19 protein-coding genes, 1 rRNA gene and 2 pseudogenes are annotated in these 20,050 nt (G+C 42.7%); 19 read left to right on the top strand and 3 right to left on the bottom strand.

Annotated features, from left to right (window positions below; all coding sequences use genetic code 11):
* Positions 1-470: 470 nt before the first annotated feature.
* From comGA to LRC_RS07640, 16 genes and pseudogenes are all read left to right on the top strand, one after another.
* Positions 471-1,457: a competence type IV pilus ATPase ComGA gene (comGA, locus tag LRC_RS07715; protein WP_014073869.1), complete on the top strand. Its 987-nt coding sequence runs from the start codon at positions 471-473 to the stop codon at positions 1,455-1,457.
* Positions 1,411-2,457, top strand: coding sequence for a competence type IV pilus assembly protein ComGB (gene comGB / locus LRC_RS07710; RefSeq protein WP_046921969.1), 1,047 nt, complete (start codon positions 1,411-1,413; stop codon positions 2,455-2,457). The genes comGA and comGB overlap by 47 nt, the downstream gene beginning before the upstream one ends.
* Complete coding sequence (locus tag LRC_RS07705) at positions 2,457-2,783, top strand: prepilin-type N-terminal cleavage/methylation domain-containing protein (protein WP_014073867.1); 327 nt, start codon at positions 2,457-2,459, stop codon at positions 2,781-2,783. Before comGB ends, LRC_RS07705 begins: the two co-directional genes overlap by 1 nt.
* A complete protein-coding gene (locus LRC_RS07700) occupies positions 2,780-3,235 on the top strand; it encodes a type II secretion system protein (RefSeq protein WP_003691643.1) in 456 nt (151 codons plus the stop codon). Before LRC_RS07705 ends, LRC_RS07700 begins: the two co-directional genes overlap by 4 nt.
* A gap of 116 nt (positions 3,236-3,351) precedes the next feature.
* Positions 3,352-3,786 (top strand): IS200/IS605 family transposase, encoded by a 435-nt coding sequence (gene tnpA / locus LRC_RS07695; RefSeq protein WP_014073866.1) that lies wholly within the window; start codon positions 3,352-3,354, stop codon positions 3,784-3,786.
* Positions 3,783-4,952 (top strand): RNA-guided endonuclease TnpB family protein, encoded by a 1,170-nt coding sequence (locus LRC_RS07690; RefSeq protein WP_014073865.1) that lies wholly within the window; start codon positions 3,783-3,785, stop codon positions 4,950-4,952. Before tnpA ends, LRC_RS07690 begins: the two co-directional genes overlap by 4 nt.
* Before the next feature lie 171 nt (positions 4,953-5,123).
* Positions 5,124-5,411 carry a hypothetical protein gene (locus LRC_RS07685; protein WP_014073864.1) on the top strand — a complete coding sequence of 96 codons (288 nt, stop codon included), beginning with the start codon at positions 5,124-5,126 and terminating at the stop codon, positions 5,409-5,411.
* Positions 5,374-5,880: a hypothetical protein gene (locus LRC_RS07680; protein WP_241480607.1), complete on the top strand. Its 507-nt coding sequence runs from the start codon at positions 5,374-5,376 to the stop codon at positions 5,878-5,880. Before LRC_RS07685 ends, LRC_RS07680 begins: the two co-directional genes overlap by 38 nt.
* Entirely contained in the window at positions 5,858-6,172 is a 315-nt protein-coding gene (locus LRC_RS07675; protein ID WP_014073862.1) for a CobD/CbiB family protein, read from the top strand. Before LRC_RS07680 ends, LRC_RS07675 begins: the two co-directional genes overlap by 23 nt.
* A gap of 79 nt (positions 6,173-6,251) precedes the next feature.
* On the top strand, positions 6,252-7,214 hold the full coding sequence (locus LRC_RS07670) for a class I SAM-dependent methyltransferase (RefSeq protein ID WP_258414281.1): 963 nt from the start codon (positions 6,252-6,254) through the stop codon (positions 7,212-7,214).
* A 163-nt stretch (positions 7,215-7,377) separates the two neighbouring features.
* Positions 7,378-8,752, top strand: a pseudogene (locus LRC_RS07665) (amino acid permease).
* A gap of 459 nt (positions 8,753-9,211) precedes the next feature.
* Complete coding sequence (gene asnB, locus LRC_RS07660) at positions 9,212-10,795, top strand: asparagine synthase B (protein ID WP_014073861.1); 1,584 nt, start codon at positions 9,212-9,214, stop codon at positions 10,793-10,795.
* 80 nt (positions 10,796-10,875) lie between these two features.
* Positions 10,876-11,478 (top strand): annotated as a pseudogene (locus tag LRC_RS07655) (metallophosphoesterase).
* A gap of 54 nt (positions 11,479-11,532) precedes the next feature.
* Positions 11,533-12,129 carry a YutD family protein gene (locus LRC_RS07650; protein ID WP_014073860.1) on the top strand — a complete coding sequence of 199 codons (597 nt, stop codon included), beginning with the start codon at positions 11,533-11,535 and terminating at the stop codon, positions 12,127-12,129.
* A 21-nt stretch (positions 12,130-12,150) separates the two neighbouring features.
* Positions 12,151-12,924: a TIGR01457 family HAD-type hydrolase gene (locus tag LRC_RS07645; RefSeq protein ID WP_014073859.1), complete on the top strand. Its 774-nt coding sequence runs from the start codon at positions 12,151-12,153 to the stop codon at positions 12,922-12,924.
* Positions 12,909-13,535 carry a TIGR01906 family membrane protein gene (locus LRC_RS07640; RefSeq protein ID WP_014073858.1) on the top strand — a complete coding sequence of 209 codons (627 nt, stop codon included), beginning with the start codon at positions 12,909-12,911 and terminating at the stop codon, positions 13,533-13,535. Before LRC_RS07645 ends, LRC_RS07640 begins: the two co-directional genes overlap by 16 nt.
* Positions 13,536-13,575: 40 nt before the next feature.
* On the opposite strand, the gene LRC_RS07635 is transcribed toward LRC_RS07640, so the two are convergent.
* From LRC_RS07635 to LRC_RS07625, 3 genes are all read right to left on the bottom strand, one after another.
* Positions 13,576-14,844 carry an MFS transporter gene (locus LRC_RS07635; RefSeq protein ID WP_014073857.1) on the bottom strand — a complete coding sequence of 423 codons (1,269 nt, stop codon included), beginning with the start codon at positions 14,842-14,844 and terminating at the stop codon, positions 13,576-13,578.
* A 49-nt stretch (positions 14,845-14,893) separates the two neighbouring features.
* Positions 14,894-15,550, bottom strand: coding sequence for a VTT domain-containing protein (locus LRC_RS07630; RefSeq protein ID WP_014073856.1), 657 nt, complete (start codon positions 15,548-15,550; stop codon positions 14,894-14,896).
* 151 nt (positions 15,551-15,701) lie between these two features.
* Entirely contained in the window at positions 15,702-16,709 is a 1,008-nt protein-coding gene (locus LRC_RS07625; protein WP_014073855.1) for an NAD(P)/FAD-dependent oxidoreductase, read from the bottom strand.
* A gap of 198 nt (positions 16,710-16,907) precedes the next feature.
* On the opposite strand from LRC_RS07625, the gene LRC_RS07620 reads away from it, so the two are divergent.
* The 3 genes from LRC_RS07620 to LRC_RS07610 all read left to right on the top strand — a co-directional run bounded on the left by LRC_RS07620 (position 16,908) and on the right by LRC_RS07610 (position 20,004).
* Positions 16,908-17,492 (top strand): peptidylprolyl isomerase, encoded by a 585-nt coding sequence (locus LRC_RS07620; RefSeq protein WP_014073854.1) that lies wholly within the window; start codon positions 16,908-16,910, stop codon positions 17,490-17,492.
* 5 nt (positions 17,493-17,497) lie between these two features.
* Complete coding sequence (locus LRC_RS07615) at positions 17,498-17,887, top strand: CvfD/Ygs/GSP13 family RNA-binding post-transcriptional regulator (protein WP_041820054.1); 390 nt, start codon at positions 17,498-17,500, stop codon at positions 17,885-17,887.
* A gap of 554 nt (positions 17,888-18,441) precedes the next feature.
* Positions 18,442-20,004, top strand: a 16S ribosomal RNA gene (locus LRC_RS07610).
* The last annotated feature ends 46 nt before the right edge of the window (positions 20,005-20,050 follow it).

Raw genomic sequence — 20,050 nt, 5'->3', positions numbered from 1 at the left:
CAGGAGTCCAGGAAAAAAGTCCCGTTTCTTGCCTGAATTAAATGAAATACCGAACGAAGACGGTCGATGTGCGACTGACTTTGTTCGGTATTTTTTAATTTTTACGCGTAAAAAACTATCTTTTCAAAGGTGACACTGCGTAACCAATTCAGTCAAAATTTCATCCATATTTACGGACAGAGGATAATTTTCATTGATGTGTCCGTAAAAGGCAGTGATTTTGCTAAATACAGCGCCTGCTCAATCAGCCTGCCGAGCCATCAGTCAAAATTACCGACACGTTTTGTTTCGGGTTATTCCCATCATAAGCAAGCGATTGTCATGCATGCACAAAAAAACCGGATTAGATTTGCGATTGATTACAAATCATCCGGTTTTTCAATTTGAAGCATAATTTTTCCCGGCTTCTGTTTTTTGCAAAATTTTAAGGATGATTTGCGTCTTTATTTATTAGGAAGGAGGGAAAGAACATGGACAGCGTGCTTCATAAGATTTTAACGGATGCAATGGATAAAAAGGCCAGCGATGTCAGCTTTTTGCCACAAAAAAACAGTTATATCGTCAAGTTTTGCGTTGCCGGCAGGTTTGAAGCTTATGACGAATTTGATCTTGAACGGGCGAGTCAATGGATTGGATTTTTGAAATACAGAGCCGACATGTCGCTTGCTGAACAAAGAAGGCCTCAGCTCGGATCTTGGGAGCTTGAACATAATGGTCAGCCGGTTTATTGTCGATTATCAACGGTGGGTGATTTTTTAAATAGAGAATCGCTGGTCGTGCGTTTGATTTATCAAGAGGAATTGCAGAAAACAAAAAAATGCTTTTATATCGATCAATGGGACAGACTGTTTTCGGCGTGTCAGAAAAGAGGGTTGATTTTATTGTCCGGTCCGATGGGCAGCGGAAAGACGACGACCATGTATGAGCTTGCAAGAAAAATGACCGACAAGCAAATCATGTGCATTGAAGATCCGGTTGAAATTGCCGAACCGCGTTTTTTACAGGTTCAGGTTAACGAAAAAGCCAAGATGTCTTATTATGACTTGCTGAAAGTTGCCTTGAGACATCATCCGGATGTTTTCATCATTGGCGAAATCAGGGACGAACTGACTGCCAAAACAGCTGTCAACGCCGCATTAAGCGGGCATCTCGTGTTGAGTACCGTGCATGCGACGAGCGTTTACGGCATTTGGCAACGAATGATAAATCTTGGAATCAGTCCGGAAGAATTGGAACAGACAATGCGCTTGGCCAGCTATCAGCGTCTGATTCCGAGGAAAAACGGCGGCTCAAGCGTACTATTTGATTTTTTGGATATTGATGAGCTTGAAGAAAGCATTCGCGAAAATTCAGGCAAAAATCGGCAAATGACTAAAGAATGGGGGGAACGACTTGGAATCTGTGTCAAAAATGGTGAGATCGCAGAGGAAACGGCCAGCATGTTTTTACAAGGCTAAACGTTGGCGATCAAAAGAGCAGGCAGCTTTCTTCAGATTTTTGGGAGATATGCTGTCTTCAGGATTTTCAATGCAGCAGTGCCTGAAATGTCTCAGCATGATGGCTGAAAAAAGAAATGATGATATCGGTCTTGTTGAAGCAAAACTTGCTGAAGGTTCTGCATTGTCAGAGGCTTTGAAAGATCAGATTGACGTTTCGGCATATTTTCAGTTGGCAATCGCTGAAAAACACGGGAATGTTGAAAAAAGCATCAGGCAGCTTGGGGCATGCCTTGAACGCCGGGTAGAACAACAAGCGCGTCTGCGAGGGATTTTGGTTTATCCGATAATTTTGTTCGTCTTCTTAGCGGCAATTTTTGCGTGCATGAAGTTGTTTTTGATGCCCGAATTAAAGCGATTTGAAGCATCCGGAGGAAACGAGACGGTTTTTGATTGGCAAATTTTTTTGAAATGTGGGATTTTGGCGCTGATTTTGCTTTTGATCGCATATTTGTCCAAGGCATTCTATTGGTGGAGCAGACAAAAGGCTTTGACAAGACACCATTGGTATTGCGAATTGCCTTTGATTGGCAAAATTTATCGACAATATTGCTACTATTATCTCTCATTTAATTTAGGGATGTTTTTTCAAAGCGGTCTTGATTTCAGAGAAATTTGCGACTTGTTGCGACAGTTTGAAGAAAAAACGCTGCTTTATCAGTTGGGAGAACAGATTGATCTGTTCTTGAATCAGGGCAAATCACTGAATGAGATTGTTTCTTCCTATCCGTTCATGCCAAAGGAATTGAGCGCTTTTTTTGCTTCCGGGGAAACCAAAGATGAGATCAGCACAAATCTTTTGGTCTATTCTGAAGCTGCTTATAAGAAACTGGTTCGCCAGATTGATGGTCTGATATCGCTTGTTCAGCCGGTTTTATTTCTTGTGATCGCGCTCATTATTGTTGGATGTTATTTGTCGATGCTTTTGCCGTTGTATTCCAGTTTAGGGGGAATGTATTAATGTTTAAAAAAAATCAGAGCAAAAATAAATCTGCATTTACGTTAGTTGAAATGGCAATAGTACTTTTTATCATAAGTTTATTGATTTTGCTGATTGTTCCTAATCTTTCAAAGCAAAGAACGCATGCCGACAAGGTCAATACCGAAGCACTTCAGACCGAGCTTAATTCGCAGGCTCAGCTTTATGCCGACGACAAGAACGTCGCAATTGAAACAGTCAACGTTAAAATGCTTGAAAATGATAAATATTTGACAGAAAAGCAGGCTGAAAAAATGCAGGCTAAGCATTTAGAGCCGGAAACCTACGGAAAAAGCGAAAGCAAATGAAAAAAGCCGGTTTTACTTTAATTGAATCATGTTTGGTGCTTTTGATTGCGGCAATGGTCATTGCAATCGGAATTTTTCCTCAAAAGCAGACTGTTGAACGGCATCAGGAGAAAATTTTTTATGAAGAATTAAAGAACGGCTTTTCTTATGTGGCAATGAAAGCTTCCGTCAAAGGAACTCCAGGTCAAATCAGCTTTATGGTTGATGAGCCGCAACGAATCGTATTTTCATGCGGTCAAATGTCAAAATCACAGCGGGTAATCGTGAAATTACCTGAAACAATTAGATTTGACGAACCAAAAAACGTAGTGTGCGGCATTTCTGACAAAGGTTCGCTTACGCCGGCAACCGTGCGTTTTTCTTCCAGCTTGACCAAAACTTCATATCGGTTGACGCTTCAGTTGGGGTTTGGCGCACAATACCGAATTACGCCCGTGAGAAGCAAAAATTGACGCAAAATTTGTCGGTAATTTTTGAAAGTGTGCAAGGAAACACGTTCTTTTAAGGACGTGATGAATTGCCTGTTTTTTTGTCCTTATGACACACGAATACGAACATATGTGTTGTAATGATTGATATAAACAGACTTACGTATGGTAGAACATCGGTTTACAATCTTAATTATCATCTCATTTGGGGAATTAAGTATCGCAATAAATTGCTGAAAGGACACGTCGAAACAGTGAAGCGAACCTTATATGAAATTGCTTCAAAATACGGCTTTACGATTGCTCACATGGAGATTGGAAAAGATGACCACATTCACTTATTGGTGAGCGCACTGCCTGAATTGTCGGTAACGAATATTATGCGCTGGCTGAAGGAAATTTCAGCATGGCAATTGTTCAGGAAATGTCCGGAATTGCAAACCAGTCACCGGAAGAAGCAGGATCGTCATCTGTGGTCACCGAGTTACTATGTTGAAAGCATCGGCACAGTTAATGAACAGGCTGTTGCCAAGTACATTGATGACCAGCGTCGAAAAGTGGTGAACTTGAAATGAACAAAGTCATTAAGGGGATTAAGCTGCGATTGTACCCCAATCAATCCCAGCGGGAACAGTTATGGCAAATGTTCGGCAACGACCGTTTTGTCTGGAATCAGATGCTGGGAATGGCTAAGGAACGCTATCAGAACAATCCAAACAGTCTTTTCGTCAATGAGTATGGCATGAACTATCTTCTGAAACAGCTCAAGTGCGAGTATGCTTTTCTCAGGGAAAGTGATTCCACCAGTTTCCTGGTGGTGAACCACAATCTCGCTCAGGCGTTCAAAATGCTGTTCAGGCATCGGGGCGGTTATCCGCATTTCAAGAACCGGCACTCCTTACGCCAGTCCTATACAGGACGTTCGACCTGTAAGGTGCTCGCCCGGCGAAGAATGCAATTGCCCAAACTGGGCGGCATTCGTACAAGCAGGACAGGTCTTGTCGGTGATGCTAAAATCAAGCGTTACACCGTCAGCTATGAACCGACAGGCCGTTACTATCTGTCATTGCAGGTTGAAACTGAGGTTAATCAGCTGCCTGAGACTCATCAGTCGGTCGGACTGGACATGGGCCTCGCCGATCTGGTGATTAGTTCTGACGGTGTCAAGTACGGTACCTTTAACGCAGAATGGCTGGAAAAACAAGCCGTTAGGTGGCAACGTAAGTATGCCAGACGTCGTTACCTTGCTCAATGCCAGGTGTGGAAGTGGAATCATAACCGCTTTGATCATCTGGAAGAGCTTGATGGTTATTCCAACTGGCAGCGTGCAAGGGTCAATAAAGCCCGCTGCCAGAAACGGATTGCCAATAAGCGCAGAGACTACCTTCATAAGCTGACAACTGACTTGATCAGGAACTATGACGTGATTGTAATCGAAGATTTGAAAACCAAGAATCTGCAGAAGAATCACCACATGGCCAGGTCAATTTGGCATCAATTCCGCGCAATGCTGGAATACAAGTGCGCCTGGTACGGCAGACAATTAGTTGTAGTGAAGCCTGACTACACCAGTCAAACCTGTTCGAACTGTGGCTTTAGCAGCGGAAAAAAACCGCTGGAAGTCCGCGAATGGACGTGTCCGAAGTGCGGCATTCACCACGACCGGGATGTTAATGCGGCAGTTAACATCCTGCACAAAGGGTTAAAAGCCATTGGCCAGGGACTGGCCTTGGTAAAATAACGAAGTTCTGTAAGTCAGGTGGCTGGAATACCAGCGCAACATCCTGAATACTACTTCGTGTTCCCAGAAGCTCGGTCATTTATGGCCGAGTAGTTCACGAAACAGGTTAAATATTGAGGAAGGGATGGCGAGCAGTTTCCGGATGAAAAAACAGGTCTCGCAGAAAAATAGATGAAAAAAGAAGGATTTTTGATGATTGATGCCTTGTTTGGACTGAGCGTTACGGCAATGTGCGTTTGGCTTTTTTGCTACTGTCAGTCGATAAGCATCAAGCAGGAAAATCGGGCATATGAAGAAATGCAAACGGCGCTTTCTTTGCTTAAACAAAGCAATCGCTTGGAATCGCGCTATTTGTATCGTTACGATTGCGGAGAGGCGGATGATTGTGATTTTAAAAAAATCAAAGCGGGTAACAAAATGCTTGTTTTGGAAGAGAAAAACGGCATTCACGATGATTGAAACAGTGATGGCATTGTTGGTGACTCTTTCTGGGGTCGTTTTGTTATTCGGAGTGATGCGAGCCTGCAAGTTGCAATTGGACGAAAAAAAGATGACCAATCGCTTTCAGTATTCCAGAGTTTTGAACGTTCTTTACTCGGGTCAGCTTGATTTGACGGAATTGCTGCTGCAGGATTCGCAGAAAAGATGGACTGTGATGTACTATAGTTCTAAAACAAAAAAGTACTATGATCTTGAACGTTATTCATTAAGAAGCGCGCTGGTGATGGAGGCTTATGATGAATCTTCAGGCAAAATGCCCTTGATGTATGATGTTGAAAATTTCAAAACGGATGCATCTAAGGGAAAGTGGCCTGTGCTTACTTTGACCATGAAAGACGGAAATGTTTTCAGACACGTACTGATGCTTCCGACAAAATGTTCAAAAGACGGGAAGGATTTTTTTGATGAAACAAAGTCGACGGATTGATGGAACGTTTTTTGCGACCGCGCTGATCTTGTTTGTCTTGATAGCAAGCGTTTTTTGCATCAAAACAACAATTTATCGGGAACGCATTCATGATTATCAAGAGCAGGCAAGCTATTATGAAGCAAGAGCAATGGCTAAAATGGCTTTGGCAAACGAGATAAAGCATAATCAGATTTTTCGTTTCAATACCGGAACCGTCAGTCGAAACTATTTAAAGCTTACGGTAGAACTGAATGACAAGAAGACATACCAATTTAGCGTGCCAACGCGTTTTGCCAACTTCAAAAAGTAGTTTTGGTTGCATTTTGGACTGCAAATAGTTAAACTGTATCGAGTGAGAAACTATGTTTGAAGGAACGAGGGAATAAATTTTGGCACTGGCTGATATCGAAAAACAATATGATTTGATGAATGAAGCTTGCGAATTGCTGCAAGCAAAACTGCAAGACGATTGCTTGGATGCTTTGATTGAAAATTTTGACAATCTTCTGAATGACGGAAAAGTCCATGTCGAAGACGGCATTCCTGATGAAAAAACTGCTTCAAAATTAGCTGAGATTTATCGTGCCGTTCATTTGGATGAAATCAGCACGGAAGATCGCAGACTATTGTTGCAGCTCAGTCTGCTTACGGCATACCGCAAGGAAAAGATTCAGGCCAATCATCAGATGACGCCTGATTCGATCGGCTTTTTAACGGCTTATTTATTGCAGCAGGTTTACGAAAAAAAAGATGAAACGAATTTTTTGGATCTTTGCATTGGGACGGGAAACTTGGCGGCAGTCGTTATCAATGCATTGAAAAATAACGGCTTCAAAAACATTCATGGGTTCGGCATAGACAACGATGACACGCTGCTGACAATCGCAAGCATTGAATCTCAGCTTTGCGACCTTGATTTGAATCTTTATCATCAAGACGCTTTGGATAAAAGTTTGATTCCTCAGGCAGACGTGATCGTAAGCGATCTGCCCGTCGGTTGGTATCCGCTTGACGAACGTGCCGAAGGGTATGAAACGCATGCAAAAGAAGGTCACTCATTCGTCCATTTTCTTTTGATCGAACAAGCACTTGACAATTTGAAAGAAGGAGGAATCGGGATGTTTTTGATTCCTTCCTCCATGTTTGAATCAAAAGAGTCGCTTCCTTTGCTGAAGTTTATTCAAAAAAATGGCTATCTGCAAAGTTTGATTAATTTGCCAGGGGCGATGTTTGCGTCGAAAAAGTCTGAGAAGGCTATTTTTGATTCTGCAAAAAAAGGGTGCCAAAAGCAAGCAGGCAAATCCGGTTTTGTTAGGCGAATTTCCGCTCGTCAAAGACACGAAGAATTTTGAAAAATTCATGGCTGAGGTTGCTGTTTGGAAAGAAAAGAATTTCTGAGAAAGCTCTAGCGTGAATTATGTTCATCAATAAGTGAGTAAGTTGAATTTTACTAAAACCAAAAATTGCTCTATACTGAATAGATGTATTATTCAGTTTTTGATTGGAGAATTAATAATGGCTGAAAAAGACAAATACTCACGTGGATTGAAATCGCGTCACGTTCAGCTGATTGCGTTGGGTGGAACGATTGGAACCGGACTTTTTCTTGGATCCGGTAAGTCGATTCACTCGGCAGGTCCTTCGATTGTTTTGGCATATCTGATTACGGGAGTGATCTGCTTTTTGTTGATGCGTGCGATGGGAGAATTGCTTCTTTCGGATCTAAGTACGCACTCGTTTATTGATTTTATTGCTCGCTATCTTGGCGAAGACGTTGGCTTTGTCACCGGATGGACTTATTGGATCTGTTGGGTAACGATTGCGATGGCGGACGTTACTGCAAGCGGGCTGTATGTCAAATACTGGTTTCCGAGCGTTCCGCAGTGGCTCCCTGGATTCATTATCCTGGTGGTGCTGCTTTTTGCGAACCTGATTACCGTTGCTTTGTTCGGTGAGACGGAATTTTGGTTTGCACTGATTAAAATCGTTGCAATCGTTGCGCTGATTTTGGTCGGAATAGTATTAGTGGCAATTGGTTTTAAGACGCCGCAAGGACATGCTTCACTGACTAACCTGGTTGATTACGGCGGGGATTTTTCCAAAGGGAATCAAAGGGTTCATCATGTCGTTTCAGATGGTTACGTTTGGATTTATCGGGATTGAAATGATTGGCGTGACTGCCTCTGAGACAGAGAATCCTAAAAAAATCATCCCCAAGGCAATCAATGAGATTCCGCTCAGAATCATCATTTTCTATGTTGGATCTTTGCTTGCTTTGATGTCGATTTATCCGTGGAAGTCGATTACGATTTCTCAAAGTCCGTTCGTGCAAGTGTTTGAAAACGTCGGAATTGCAGCGGCGGCAGGCATTATCAATTTTGTCGTTTTGACGGCAGCTGCATCGGCGTGCAACAGTTCAATTTTCAGTACGGGACGGATGATGTTTTCATTGACGTATAAGGGAAGCTCAAAATTTGAAAAAAAGATGAGCACTCTTTCGAGAAGACAAGTGCCGGCAAATGCGATCAAGTTTTCAACTTTGGTAATTGCGATTGCTGTTTTGGCAAATTTCGTGGTTCCGAATACAGCACTTTTCCAATTTATCTCAAGCGCTGCGACAACATGTTTCTTGTTCATTTGGGGAGCAATTGTCGTTGCGCACTTAAAATACAAAAAGAGTTTGAAAGAGACAAAAAAATCTTCCGAAGCGAACTTTAAGATGCCGTTTTATCCGTTGTCTGATTATCTGGTTTTGGCATTCTTGGCTTTTGTGTGCGTTGTTATGTGTCTTGAAAAAACAACGCTGATTGCTTTGGGTGCATCGATTTCCTGGTTTGTCGTACTGATTTTGATCAGGAAACATCATCATCTGACGGTTCAAGGCAAATAAAATATTTTTTGTCATGTGGCTGGGAAGAACTATGTCTCGAATAAAAGCCCTGGATGATTTGCAATCAATTACAAATCATCCGGACTTTTGTATATATAGGATAATTTGCTGTAATGACGGAAATAAGCAAAAAATTCTGTTTCATTTGGCAAAATACATGTATCAAAATTGAAAAATGCAGGACAAAATCAGTCGACTTGCGCTTTTTCCCGTTAGACATTTCAGTTAATTGAAGATGGAAACTGGACTTTTTTTCAACCTCTTTTTGATTAGAGTTGAAAGAATAATGTCGAGCAAAGACAGGAAATGTTTTTTTGAGTATTTTCTGTGAATTTTTAATCCAAATTTAATTAGTCATTCAATAATGACAGAAAATGTGGTAAAATAAAAACACTAACTGTTAAAATTGATTCATAGTTAGCGAATAAAGATATTTTTTCAAGAAGGAGGAAGTTAATTATGTGTGGTTTTTTGAGCATTGATTCCAGTGAATACCCAATGGCGATCTTTGAAAAAGCTTTACATGAATTAGACGATCGTGGTCCTGACATGACCAGAACGCAAGAAGCAAACGGAGCGGTCTTTGGCTTCAATCGATTGTCTATTATGGATTTATCAGAAAAGGGGATGCAGCCATTTAATAATAATAATTGCACACTGGTTTGCAATGGCGAAATCTACAATTATCCTGCCTTGAAAGAAAATCTGGCAGATGACTATGAATGTCAAAGTCACAGCGACTGCGAAGTGCTGTTGCCTTTGTATCAAAAATATGGCTTGGACATCATGTGCAAGATGCTTGATGGTGAATTTGCTTTTTCAATCAAGGATGGCAACACCGGCAAAATGCTTGCCGGTCGAGATCCGATGGGAATTCGTCCGATGTTTTACGGCTATACTGAAAAGGGCAAGGTTGCTTTTTCCTCAGTTGCCAAGGCTCTTCTTCCGGTTTGCCACGATATCAAGCCGTTTCCTCCGGGATGCTATTATGACGGAGAAAAAATCGTTCGTTACAACGATTTGGGCGATGTTAAGCAATACGTTGAGGATGATGTGGATTTGATTGGTGTCAACTTGCGCGAAAAGTTGGTTGAAGCCGTCGACAAACGCTTGCAAAGTGATGCTCCCATCGGTTTTTTGCTTTCCGGTGGCTTGGATTCGGCACTTGTTTGTTCAATTGCGCAAAGAATCATGGACAAGCCGATCAAAACGTTTGCAATCGGGATGGACAGAAATCCGATTGATTTAAAGTATGCCAAAGAAGTTGCTGATTACCTCGGTACTGACCATACGGAAGTCATTATGACGAGAGAAGACGTTTTGGGACATCTGAAAGAGGTCATAAGAAAACTTGAAACGTGGGACATTACGACGATTCGTGCTTCGCTCGGGATGTACATCGTTTGCGAGTACATCCATCAGAACACGGATTTGAAAGTTATTTTGACCGGTGAATGTTCTGATGAAATGTTTGGTTACAAATATACCGATTTTGCACCGTCTCCCGCAGAGTTTCAGCAAGAGTCTCAAAAGCGTGTTCGCGAACTTTACATGTATGATGTGTTGCGTGCTGACCGCTGCATTTCATCAAATTCGCTTGAAGGCCGCGTTCCGTTTGCTGATACCGATTTCGTTCAATATGCGATGAGCATTGATCCGGCTAAAAAGATGAACGTTTATGGCAAAGGCAAATATCTTTTGCGTCATGCTTTTGACGGTCAGGACTATCTGCCTGAAGAAATCCTGTTCCGTGAAAAAGCCGCCTTCAGTGATGCTGTCGGTCACAGCATGGTTGATGATTTGAAGGAATATGCCGAAGGGTTGTATTCTGATGAGGACTTGGAAAAAGCAAAGAAGAAATATTCGTATAAAGCGCCGTTTACGAAGGAATCGTTGCTTTATCGTGATATTTTCGAAGAATACTATCCGGGCCAAGCAGCCTGGATCAAGGATTACTGGATGCCAAACAAGAATTGGGAAAACTGTGACGTTGACGATCCAAGCGCGCGCGTGCTTAAGAATTACGGTGATTCCGGAAAATAAAAATTAGGATTTTATTCGGGCCTGGAAGCAGATTTCAGGCCCTTTTTTAAATGCAGAGCACTGGATTTGACGGAGGGTATATGAACTATTTTACTGCCGATACGCACTTTTTTCACAAAAGCCTGATTCACGATCGAATATTTTCAAACAGAGATTTTTTGTGCGTTGAAGAAATGAACGAGCAGATCATGGACGCATGGAATGAAGTCGTTTGTGATCAAGATACGGTTTATCATTTGGGCGACATTGCTTTGGTTGACGGAAAAACCAAAGCATACGAAAAAGTTGACCAGTTGTTGAAGAGACTGAATGGTCAAATTGTTTTCGTCAAGGGAAATCACGATTCGCGCGCAATGTTCAAATATCTTGAAAAGCATAACGCAACATTGAAGAACGAGCGCAAAAAGTATCTGTTCAATGATGTTGGTCTGATTTTGAAATTTGACAAGAAGTAGTTTTTTTTGACGCATTATCCGCTGATTGTCGGAAACAAAGGAAATCGCATAAATCTTCACGGACATATTCACCGAAGCACCGTCAACTTATCGACATGCCTAAACGTTGGCATCGACTCGCCTGAAGCAGATTACCTTATGGGCGAACGCCCATTTGGACAGCCTTTTTCTGAAACGGAGATTTTGAAGATGATTAAAGCAAAGAGAGACGATTTCGGAAAGAGATAGGCGTGTTCGTGTGGTATAATTAAGTGATACTATTTTGGAACGGGAGGAATTTTTTTGAACAGCAGCAAACGCGAACGACGTGAAGATCAGCTGATGAAGAAGGCTGAAAAATTAGCCGAATACGCAAGCGAAATCGTGATGCAAAGCGATACGCAAATGCTGATAGACGGACATCCGTACGTTTTGGTCAAAAACTATCGGGACGGCTTTCGAACAGACAAGCTGAAAGAGCGTTTCAGCCAAATTCTGACCAAATATGACTATATCGTTGGAGATTGGGGATACAATCAGCTCAGGCTGCGTGGTTTTTACGAATCAGGAAGCAAAAAGGGGACACCATCGCAAAACATTGATCGCTTGATGGACTATCTCTATGAAAATTGTAATTTTGGCTGTGCCTATTTTGTCTTGCATAATCTTGACGTTCAAAAACCGACCCCCGTTCCCAAAGAGGAGCGGCGCAAGAATCGTGTCAGCTCAAAGCATCGCAAACGCAAACGGCAACGTCAAAACAATGTTTATGAGGAAAAAGTCTATGAAGTTCATAGCAGAAAACCTAATCGCAACAGTGACAAGAGAAACAAAATGAAGGCAAAGACCGTGGGCAAAAACTCGCGCATTCGCCATTTTACGATCAGACAGAAAGATTAAGAATTAAGAGGTTGATTTGAAATGAAGAAGTATGCTGGCTACATGATTGATTTGGACGGAACGATTTATCGCGGCAAAGAGAAGATTCCTGCAGCAAAACGATTCATCGAACGCCTGCAAGAACATGACATCCCGTTTTTGTTCGTTACAAACAACAGCACGCAGGCACCAATCAAGGTCGTTGAAAACCTTGCAAATAATTTTGACATTCACGTGAAAGAAGAAAACGTCTATACGTCAGCTTTGGCAACGGCTGATTACATTGCTGACCTTAACAAGGATAAGCGCAGCGTCTACGTAATCGGAGAAGTGGGGTTAAAGCAGGCTATTTTGGATAAGGGATTTCGTTTTGAAGAAACAAATCCTGATTATGTCGTCGTCGGCCTTGATTACGATGTTACCTATCATAAATTCGAGCTGGCAACTCTTGCAATCAAGCGCGGGGCAAAGTTTATCGGTACGAATGCCGATACCAATTTGCCAAATGAACGTGGTCTTGTTCCCGGGGCAGGTTCGGTGATTGCTTTGGTTGAATGTTCGACGCAGCAAAAAGCAACATATATCGGAAAACCGGAAACGATCATCATGGAAAAGGCGCTTGAACGTTTGGGACTTCCAAAAGATGAGGTTGTCATGGTCGGCGACAACTATATGACGGACATCAAGGCAGGCATCAACTTCGGAATTGATACGATGCTGGTCTATACCGGTGTTTCAACTCGCGAACTCGTCAGAAAGCAAGAGATTGCTCCGACGATTGAATTGGGGTCTTTGGATGAATGGAAAGTAGGTTAAAATTTCATCTGAAAAATGCAGTGCTGCTTTTGGCAATCGTTTCGCTGAGCGTTGCAATCACCATCAATTTTCGGCCATTGTATGCTTTTTTTGTCAATCGCTATCATTTGTATCAAGAGGTCGGATTGACCAAAAAACAGCTGCTTTCTGAATACGGTACGCTTCTGAATTACCTTAACTTTCCGTGGATCAAGCATTTGCAACTTTCGATTCCGATGTCTCAAAGTGGGATGAAGCACTTTGCCGATTGCAAAATATTATTCGTGTTTGACTATGCGGTTTGCCTTTTAACGGTTCCTTTTGCGACATTTTATGTCAGAAAGCTCGTCAAAAAAAGACAGACGTGGCGCTTGATTAATCCAATCAGATGGTGTTTCGTCGTTATGTTTGCGCTTGGACTTTTTTTGGTGACGGATTTTGAAGATTTTTTTGTCAAATTTCATGAGATGTTGTTTAGAAACTCCGATTGGATGTTTGATCCGGAAACTGACCCGATTATTTTGGCGTTGCCCGCTGAATTTTTCATGGCGTGTTTTATTTTATTCATAATATTGTTCGTCATTTTCCAAGTAATTCTTTTAGGACGCGGAAAATGGGAAATCAGACATTGATAAAAAGCCCTTGCCGTTTTGGCAAGGACTTTTTTGCATCTCAGACGTTTGTTGTTTGACCGCACTCGGAATTTTTTTGATTGAGTCTGACTGCTTTTCTGAACAGAAATAAGCCGATTAAAAACAGGCTCGAAAGGGCGCTGACGCTTAGGTTGAGATTTCCGGTCAACTGGCTGACGAGCGAAACGATAATCGTGCCGAGAATTGAGGCGCCTTTGCCAAAAATATCGTAAAGGCCGAAATACTCGCCTGATTTTTCAGCCGGGATGATTTTGCCAAAGTAAGAACGCGAAAGGGCCTGGATGGTACCCTGAAACATTCCGACGGCGATTGCCAAAATCCAAAAATCAAGCTGCGTTTTCATTATATAGGCGTAAAAAGAAATTCCAAGATAAGCGATGATACAAATCGTAATGATCGTCGTCGAAGAAATTTTTTTAGCCAATTCATTTAAAAGCAGCACTGATGGGAATGCAACAATCTGGGTGACGAGCAGCGCAAGCAAAAGACTGCTGCTGTCAAGACCAATCGCCTGGCCATATGCGGTTGCCATATCGATAACCGTAAAGACTCCGTCGATGTAGAAAAAATATGCCAAAAGGAACGTAAAAACTTTTTTATTGCTACAAACGTTCTTAATCGTTGTTGTCAAGCGCCTCAGGCTGCTGGAAACCATTTTTTCCGTTTTTTCGACATAATAGCGCTGCTGATATGCTTTTAATAACGGAAGCGTCGTTAAAAGCCACCAAAAAGCAGTGATGACAAATGCAATCGTCATGGCTTTCTGAAGCGAAATGCCTAATTTTGAAGAAAATAAAACGAATGCGAGCCCAATCGTAAAAGGGACGCAGCTTCCGATGTATCCCCAGGCAAATCCTTGAGAAGAAACGGTATCCATACGTTTGGGCTCAGTCACGTCGGTCAGCATGGCATCATAAAAAATCAGACTGGCTGAATACCCTGTATTTGTCAAAATAAAGACAATCAAAAAGAAAAACCATGACGGAACGAAACCGAGCATCGCACAACCGAATACTCCGAGCAAAAGAAAAAGTTCAAAAAGTTTTTTCTTCAGATCCTTGACATCTGCAATGGCCCCCAAAATCGGTCCCATAATTGCAACGAGCAGCGTGCAGATTGAAACGGCATATCCCCAGTACGCCAAGTAGTCGACTGAAGAAAGTCCCGCTTTTTTGGCAAGATAATTGAAGTAGATCGGCAGAATCGTTGCGGTCAGCATGGCAAATGCAGAGTTTCCGACATCATATAAAATCCACTTTTTTTCGAGCGGCGTCAACTTAAATTTCATGTTCATAACCTCGTATGTTTGATTAGGAGATTATGCAGTCATTTAAAGATTAGTTTTCAGCATCATCATGTTTGCCAAATTTTGTCTTCAATGCGCCAATCAAGGCAGGAATCAAGGAAACAACGATAATTCCGATGATAATCAGCGAGAAGTGTTGTTTGACGACAGGAAAATTCCCGAAGAAGTATCCCGACCCGCAGCAAAGCGTAACCCAAGCAGCTACGCCGGCAAGGCAGTACGGCAGAAAAGTCTTGTACTTTCCACCGGAACCACCGAAAACAAACGGTGACATCGTGCGAATGATTGGCATGAAGCGTGCCATCGAGATGGCCATTCCGCCGTGCTTTTCAAAGAATGCTTCCGTTTTTTTCAAATGATCCTCTTTAATGAAACGACCGAAAAACGAGTTCTTTGTCAATGATTTGCCGACCTTGTGTCCGATGAAGAAATTGAGCGAATCACCGAGAAACGGTGCAAGCAAAAACAAAATTACAAAAAACCAGATATTAAGGTTGTAATTGGGGTTTGCTGCCATTGCGCATGCGGCGAAAAGCAATGAGTCGCCAGGAAGAAAAGGCATGATCACGGCTCCAGTTTCAATGAAGATGATGGCAAACAAAATCAAGTACGTCCAATTGCCAAACGTGTTGACGATGGTTACAAGATGCGAATCGATATGCAAAACAAAATCTATTAAATAAGCCACTTTTTTCTCCTTTGTGCTATATACGAATTATATACGCTGATAAATGCAGAGTATACCGCATTTACCGAACGCTTACATTAGTTTACAAACAATTTGGCGTTAAAGCAAGCAATATCGGGAATATTGGTGAAAAGTTTACGATAAATTTACTTTAATTATTAAGGGATTCAAAGTTCTTAATCAGTTGAGTGCTGTGCGTCGGCTGCTTTTTTTCCGGATAAATCTGAACCAAAGCGTTGTTGACGGCGTTTGGAGCTTCGCCAAAGCCGGTAGCAATCAGGTTGATTTTTCCGGGACGAGACGCGATGTCACCGATGGCATACACCCCAGGAATCGAAGTCTGCTGATTTTGATCGACAACGAGAGTTTTTCGATTCATTTCAAGTCCCCAGGACGCCAGAATTTTTGTATCCGAAACAAAACCATAGTTAACGATCAGATCATCGACTGCCAATTGTTCTTCTTCGTCTGATTTGGCTTTCTTGAGCGTCAGACCAAGCTTGCCGTCTTCAAGTTCGTCAAGAGAGTCAACCGTGTACGGAGTATGAATTGAAACCGAGCTTTGGCGAAGCTTCTCGACGTTTCCTTCCATTGCGCGGAACTGATCGCGGCGGTGAATGATATGCACGCTCTTTGCAATGTGTTCGAGTTCCAAGGCCCAGTCAACGGCAGAGTCGCCGCCGCCTGCGATGGCAACGTCTTTTTTTACAAAATTCTGCGGATCTTTAACGAAATAATGAACGTTTTTGTTTTCAAAATCAGAAGAATTCTTGGCTGCAAGTCGGCGCGGTTCGAAAGCACCGACTCCGGCCGCAATGATAATAGCCTTTGAGTAAGTGATGCGTTTCGTTGTTTCGATTTTGAAGCCGAGCTCGTTTTTTTCAAAATTTTTGACAGTTTCGCCCAAGAAAACGTCAGGAGAAAAAGCCATCGTTTGCTTTTCCAAGCGCGCAATCAGTTCTGCCCCGGTGATTCCTTCGAATCCAGGGATGTCATAGATTTTTTTTGATGGGAAAAGCGCGCTGACCTGTCCTCCGAGTGAGTCCAAACTTTCGATAATCTGCGTTTTGGCAAGGCGCATGCGTGCGTAGGTTGCCGCAAACATTCCGACGGGACCGCCCCCGATAATCGTTAAATCATAATACTCTTGTTCAGTCATTTGTATTTCCTTTCATTAATTGAGTCTTAGCTTTAGGGTAGCATAATTTAACGCGAAAATAAATTGATTATCAATTAAAGTTTTTTTAAACACTGCTTTAATCGGTGCGAAAGTTCACCACGTCTATTGATAATAATTACAGCAGACATTATACTTAATAATGAGTATATATTATAAAGTAGAAACAGGAGGTTCAAGATGAGTTCATTTCCGCAATTAGATGCAGAAAACGCCACAATCAAGGCAACGATCAAGACCAATATGGGCGATATCAAGCTGGCCTTGTTCAAGGAACAAGCTCCGAAGACGGTCGATAATTTCATCGGTTTGTCAAAGGAAGGAAAGTATGACAACGTAATATTTCACCGTGTTATCAACGGATTCATGATTCAAGGCGGAGATCCGACCGGTACGGGCATGGGCGGCGAAAGCATTTATGGCAAGAGTTTTGAAGACGAGTTTTCAAATGAATTATTCAATATTCGCGGTGCCCTTTCAATGGCAAATGCCGGTCCGAATACTAACGGAAGTCAATTCTTTATCGTCCAGGCTAAAAACATTCCGGACGAAATGTTCGATCAAATGAAAGAAGCCGGCTACCCCGAAGAAATCATCGAAGCTTACAAAGAAGGTGGTACTCCTTGGCTTGATCATCGACACACTGTTTTTGGACAGGTTATTTCAGGGATGGATGTCGTTGACAAGATCGCAGCAGTTGAAACGACGTTTGGAGACAAGCCGAAAGATGATGTCGTAATTGTCAGCGTCGAGAGTGAAGAATAGAGGAAATGCGTGTGAATTATCGTATTGGGATGGTCCTTGATGGCAAAGTCACGGGCATTCAGCCATACGGTGCATTCGTCGCATTGGATGATAAGACGCAAGGCCTGATTCACATTTCAGAGTGCAGGCATGGCTTTATCGATGATATCCGTAGCTATCTCAAGGTCGGTCAGCGTGTTAAAGTCATGATCATTGATATTGACGAGTACACCCAGAAGATTTCGCTGTCAATGCGATGCTTAGAGAAGCCTTTTGATTTTGAAGTCCCGACAACACATTCGTCGCATAAAAAATATTGGACGAATCGTCACGTTCATGAAGGTTTTGCGCCGATTGCAAGCAGAATTGACGGATGGGTCAAAAGTGCCTTAGAGGATATCGCTGAGGGAAAATAACTTGGAAGGAAGCTAAAGAATGATATTCTTGGCTTCTTTTTTTGTAATGCAGTGCTAAAAATGCGAACTATTTTAGGAATTAAGGATAATTCCAAATAAATATTCAAGTAGATAAATTATTTTGAAGAAATGCCTTGTTATTTTTTCTTAACGTGGTATACTAAAAAGGTCGCCGATTGAGCAATCAACTTTTAAAATATTTGGTTCAAAAAGATGTTGACGCATATGTTTGAACGTGGTAAGATGTTAAAGTTGTTGTAATTGAGCAACGCAAAATTAAGTAAAATTATTATTGACATTTCTTTTGAAAGGTGCGATAATAATTTGGTCGGCAAATTGATTTTGTTAAATCGAATCGAAAATAACTTTTAAAAAGTTATTGACAAGATAATTTGTTGATGATATACTTAAGAAGTCGCAACGAGCGACTTACGAAACGGATCTTTGAAAACTGAACAAAGTTTCGATAAGCAAATGTGCAGGGCTTCTTGTTTCAAACAAGAGCGACAATATTTGCGAAGTCAATTCGCTAGTAAATTTTGAGTCACAAACTATAAATTGAGAGTTTGATCCTGGCTCAGGACGAACGCTGGCGGCGTGCCTAATACATGCAAGTCGAACGAAGCTTTCTTTCACCGAATGCTTGCATTCACCGAAAGAAGCTTAGTGGCGAACGGGTGAGTAACACGTAGGCAACCTGCCCAAAAGAGGGGGATAACACTTGGAAACAGGTGCTAATACCGCATAACCATGAACACCGCATGATGTTCATGTAAAAGACGGCTTTTGCTGTCACTTTTGGATGGGCCTGCGGCGTATTAACTTGTTGGTGGGGTAATGGCCTACCAAGGTGATGATACGTAGCCGAACTGAGAGGTTGATCGGCCACATTGGGACTGAGACACGGCCCAAACTCCTACGGGAGGCAGCAGTAGGGAATCTTCCACAATGGACGAAAGTCTGATGGAGCAACGCCGCGTGAATGAAGAAGGCCTTCGGGTCGTAAAATTCTGTTGTCAGAGAAGAACGTGCGTGAGAGTAACTGTTCACGTATTGACGGTATCTGACCAGAAAGCCACGGCTAACTACGTGCCAGCAGCCGCGGTAATACGTAGGTGGCAAGCGTTGTCCGGATTTATTGGGCGTAAAGGGAACGCAGGCGGTCTTTTAAATCTGATGTGAAAGCCTTCGGCTTAACCGAAGTAGTGCATTGGAAACTGGAAGACTTGAGTGCAGAAGAGGAGAGTGGAACTCCATGTGTAGCGGTGAAATGCGTAGATATATGGAAGAACACCAGTGGCGAAAGCGGCTCTCTGGTCTGTAACTGACGCTGAGGTTCGAAAGCGTGGGTAGCAAACAGGATTAGATACCCTGGTAGTCCACGCCGTAAACGATGAGTGCTAAGTGTTGGAGGGTTTCCGCCCTTCAGTGCTGCAGCTAACGCATTAAGCACTCCGCCTGGGGAGTACGGTCGCAAGACTGAAACTCAAAGGAATTGACGGGGGCCCGCACAAGCGGTGGAGCATGTGGTTTAATTCGAAGCAACGCGAAGAACCTTACCAGGTCTTGACATCTTCTGACAATTCCAGAGATGGAACGTTCCCTTCGGGGACAGAATGACAGGTGGTGCATGGTTGTCGTCAGCTCGTGTCGTGAGATGTTGGGTTAAGTCCCGCAACGAGCGCAACCCTTATTGTCAGTTGCCATCATTAAGTTGGGCACTCTGGCGAGACTGCCGGTGACAAACCGGAGGAAGGTGGGGATGACGTCAAATCATCATGCCCCTTATGACCTGGGCTACACACGTGCTACAATGGACGGTACAACGAGTCGCTAACTCGCGAGGGCAAGCTAATCTCTTAAAGCCGTTCTCAGTTCGGATTGCAGGCTGCAACTCGCCTGCATGAAGTCGGAATCGCTAGTAATCGCGAATCAGCATGTCGCGGTGAATACGTTCCCGGGCCTTGTACACACCGCCCGTCACACCATGAGAGTTTGTAACACCCAAAGTCGGTGGGGTAACCATTTGGAGCCAGCCGCCTAAGGTGGGACAGATGATTGGGGTGAAGTCGTAACAAGGTAGCCGTAGGAGAACCTGCGGCTGGATCACCTCCTTTCTAAGGAATGAATTACGGAATCTGCACATGATTCGAAACTTTGTTT

Source organism: Ligilactobacillus ruminis ATCC 27782, from assembly GCF_000224985.1.
GTDB classification, from domain to species: Bacteria; Bacillota; Bacilli; order Lactobacillales; family Lactobacillaceae; genus Ligilactobacillus; species Ligilactobacillus ruminis.
This window is presented reverse-complemented; position numbering and strand designations above follow the sequence as displayed.

Excerpts from the sequence above, each read along its gene's own strand:
- comGA (WP_014073869.1), top strand. The coding sequence starts at position 471 with ATGGACAGCGTGCTTCATAAGATTTTAACGGATGCAATGGATAAAAAG.
- comGB (WP_046921969.1), top strand. The coding sequence starts at position 1,411 with ATGGTGAGATCGCAGAGGAAACGGCCAGCATGTTTTTACAAGGCTAAA.
- LRC_RS07705 (WP_014073867.1), top strand. The coding sequence starts at position 2,457 with ATGTTTAAAAAAAATCAGAGCAAAAATAAATCTGCATTTACGTTAGTT.
- LRC_RS07700 (WP_003691643.1), top strand. The coding sequence starts at position 2,780 with ATGAAAAAAGCCGGTTTTACTTTAATTGAATCATGTTTGGTGCTTTTG.
- tnpA (WP_014073866.1), top strand. The coding sequence starts at position 3,352 with ATGATTGATATAAACAGACTTACGTATGGTAGAACATCGGTTTACAAT.
- LRC_RS07690 (WP_014073865.1), top strand. The coding sequence starts at position 3,783 with ATGAACAAAGTCATTAAGGGGATTAAGCTGCGATTGTACCCCAATCAA.
- LRC_RS07685 (WP_014073864.1), top strand. The coding sequence starts at position 5,124 with ATGAAAAAAGAAGGATTTTTGATGATTGATGCCTTGTTTGGACTGAGC.
- LRC_RS07675 (WP_014073862.1), top strand. The coding sequence starts at position 5,858 with ATGAAACAAAGTCGACGGATTGATGGAACGTTTTTTGCGACCGCGCTG.
- asnB (WP_014073861.1), top strand. The coding sequence starts at position 9,212 with ATGTGTGGTTTTTTGAGCATTGATTCCAGTGAATACCCAATGGCGATC.
- LRC_RS07645 (WP_014073859.1), top strand. The coding sequence starts at position 12,151 with ATGAAGAAGTATGCTGGCTACATGATTGATTTGGACGGAACGATTTAT.
- LRC_RS07640 (WP_014073858.1), top strand. The coding sequence starts at position 12,909 with ATGGAAAGTAGGTTAAAATTTCATCTGAAAAATGCAGTGCTGCTTTTG.
- LRC_RS07635 (WP_014073857.1), bottom strand. The coding sequence starts at position 14,844 with ATGAAATTTAAGTTGACGCCGCTCGAAAAAAAGTGGATTTTATATGAT.
- LRC_RS07625 (WP_014073855.1), bottom strand. The coding sequence starts at position 16,709 with ATGACTGAACAAGAGTATTATGATTTAACGATTATCGGGGGCGGTCCC.
- LRC_RS07620 (WP_014073854.1), top strand. The coding sequence starts at position 16,908 with ATGAGTTCATTTCCGCAATTAGATGCAGAAAACGCCACAATCAAGGCA.
- LRC_RS07615 (WP_041820054.1), top strand. The coding sequence starts at position 17,498 with ATGCGTGTGAATTATCGTATTGGGATGGTCCTTGATGGCAAAGTCACG.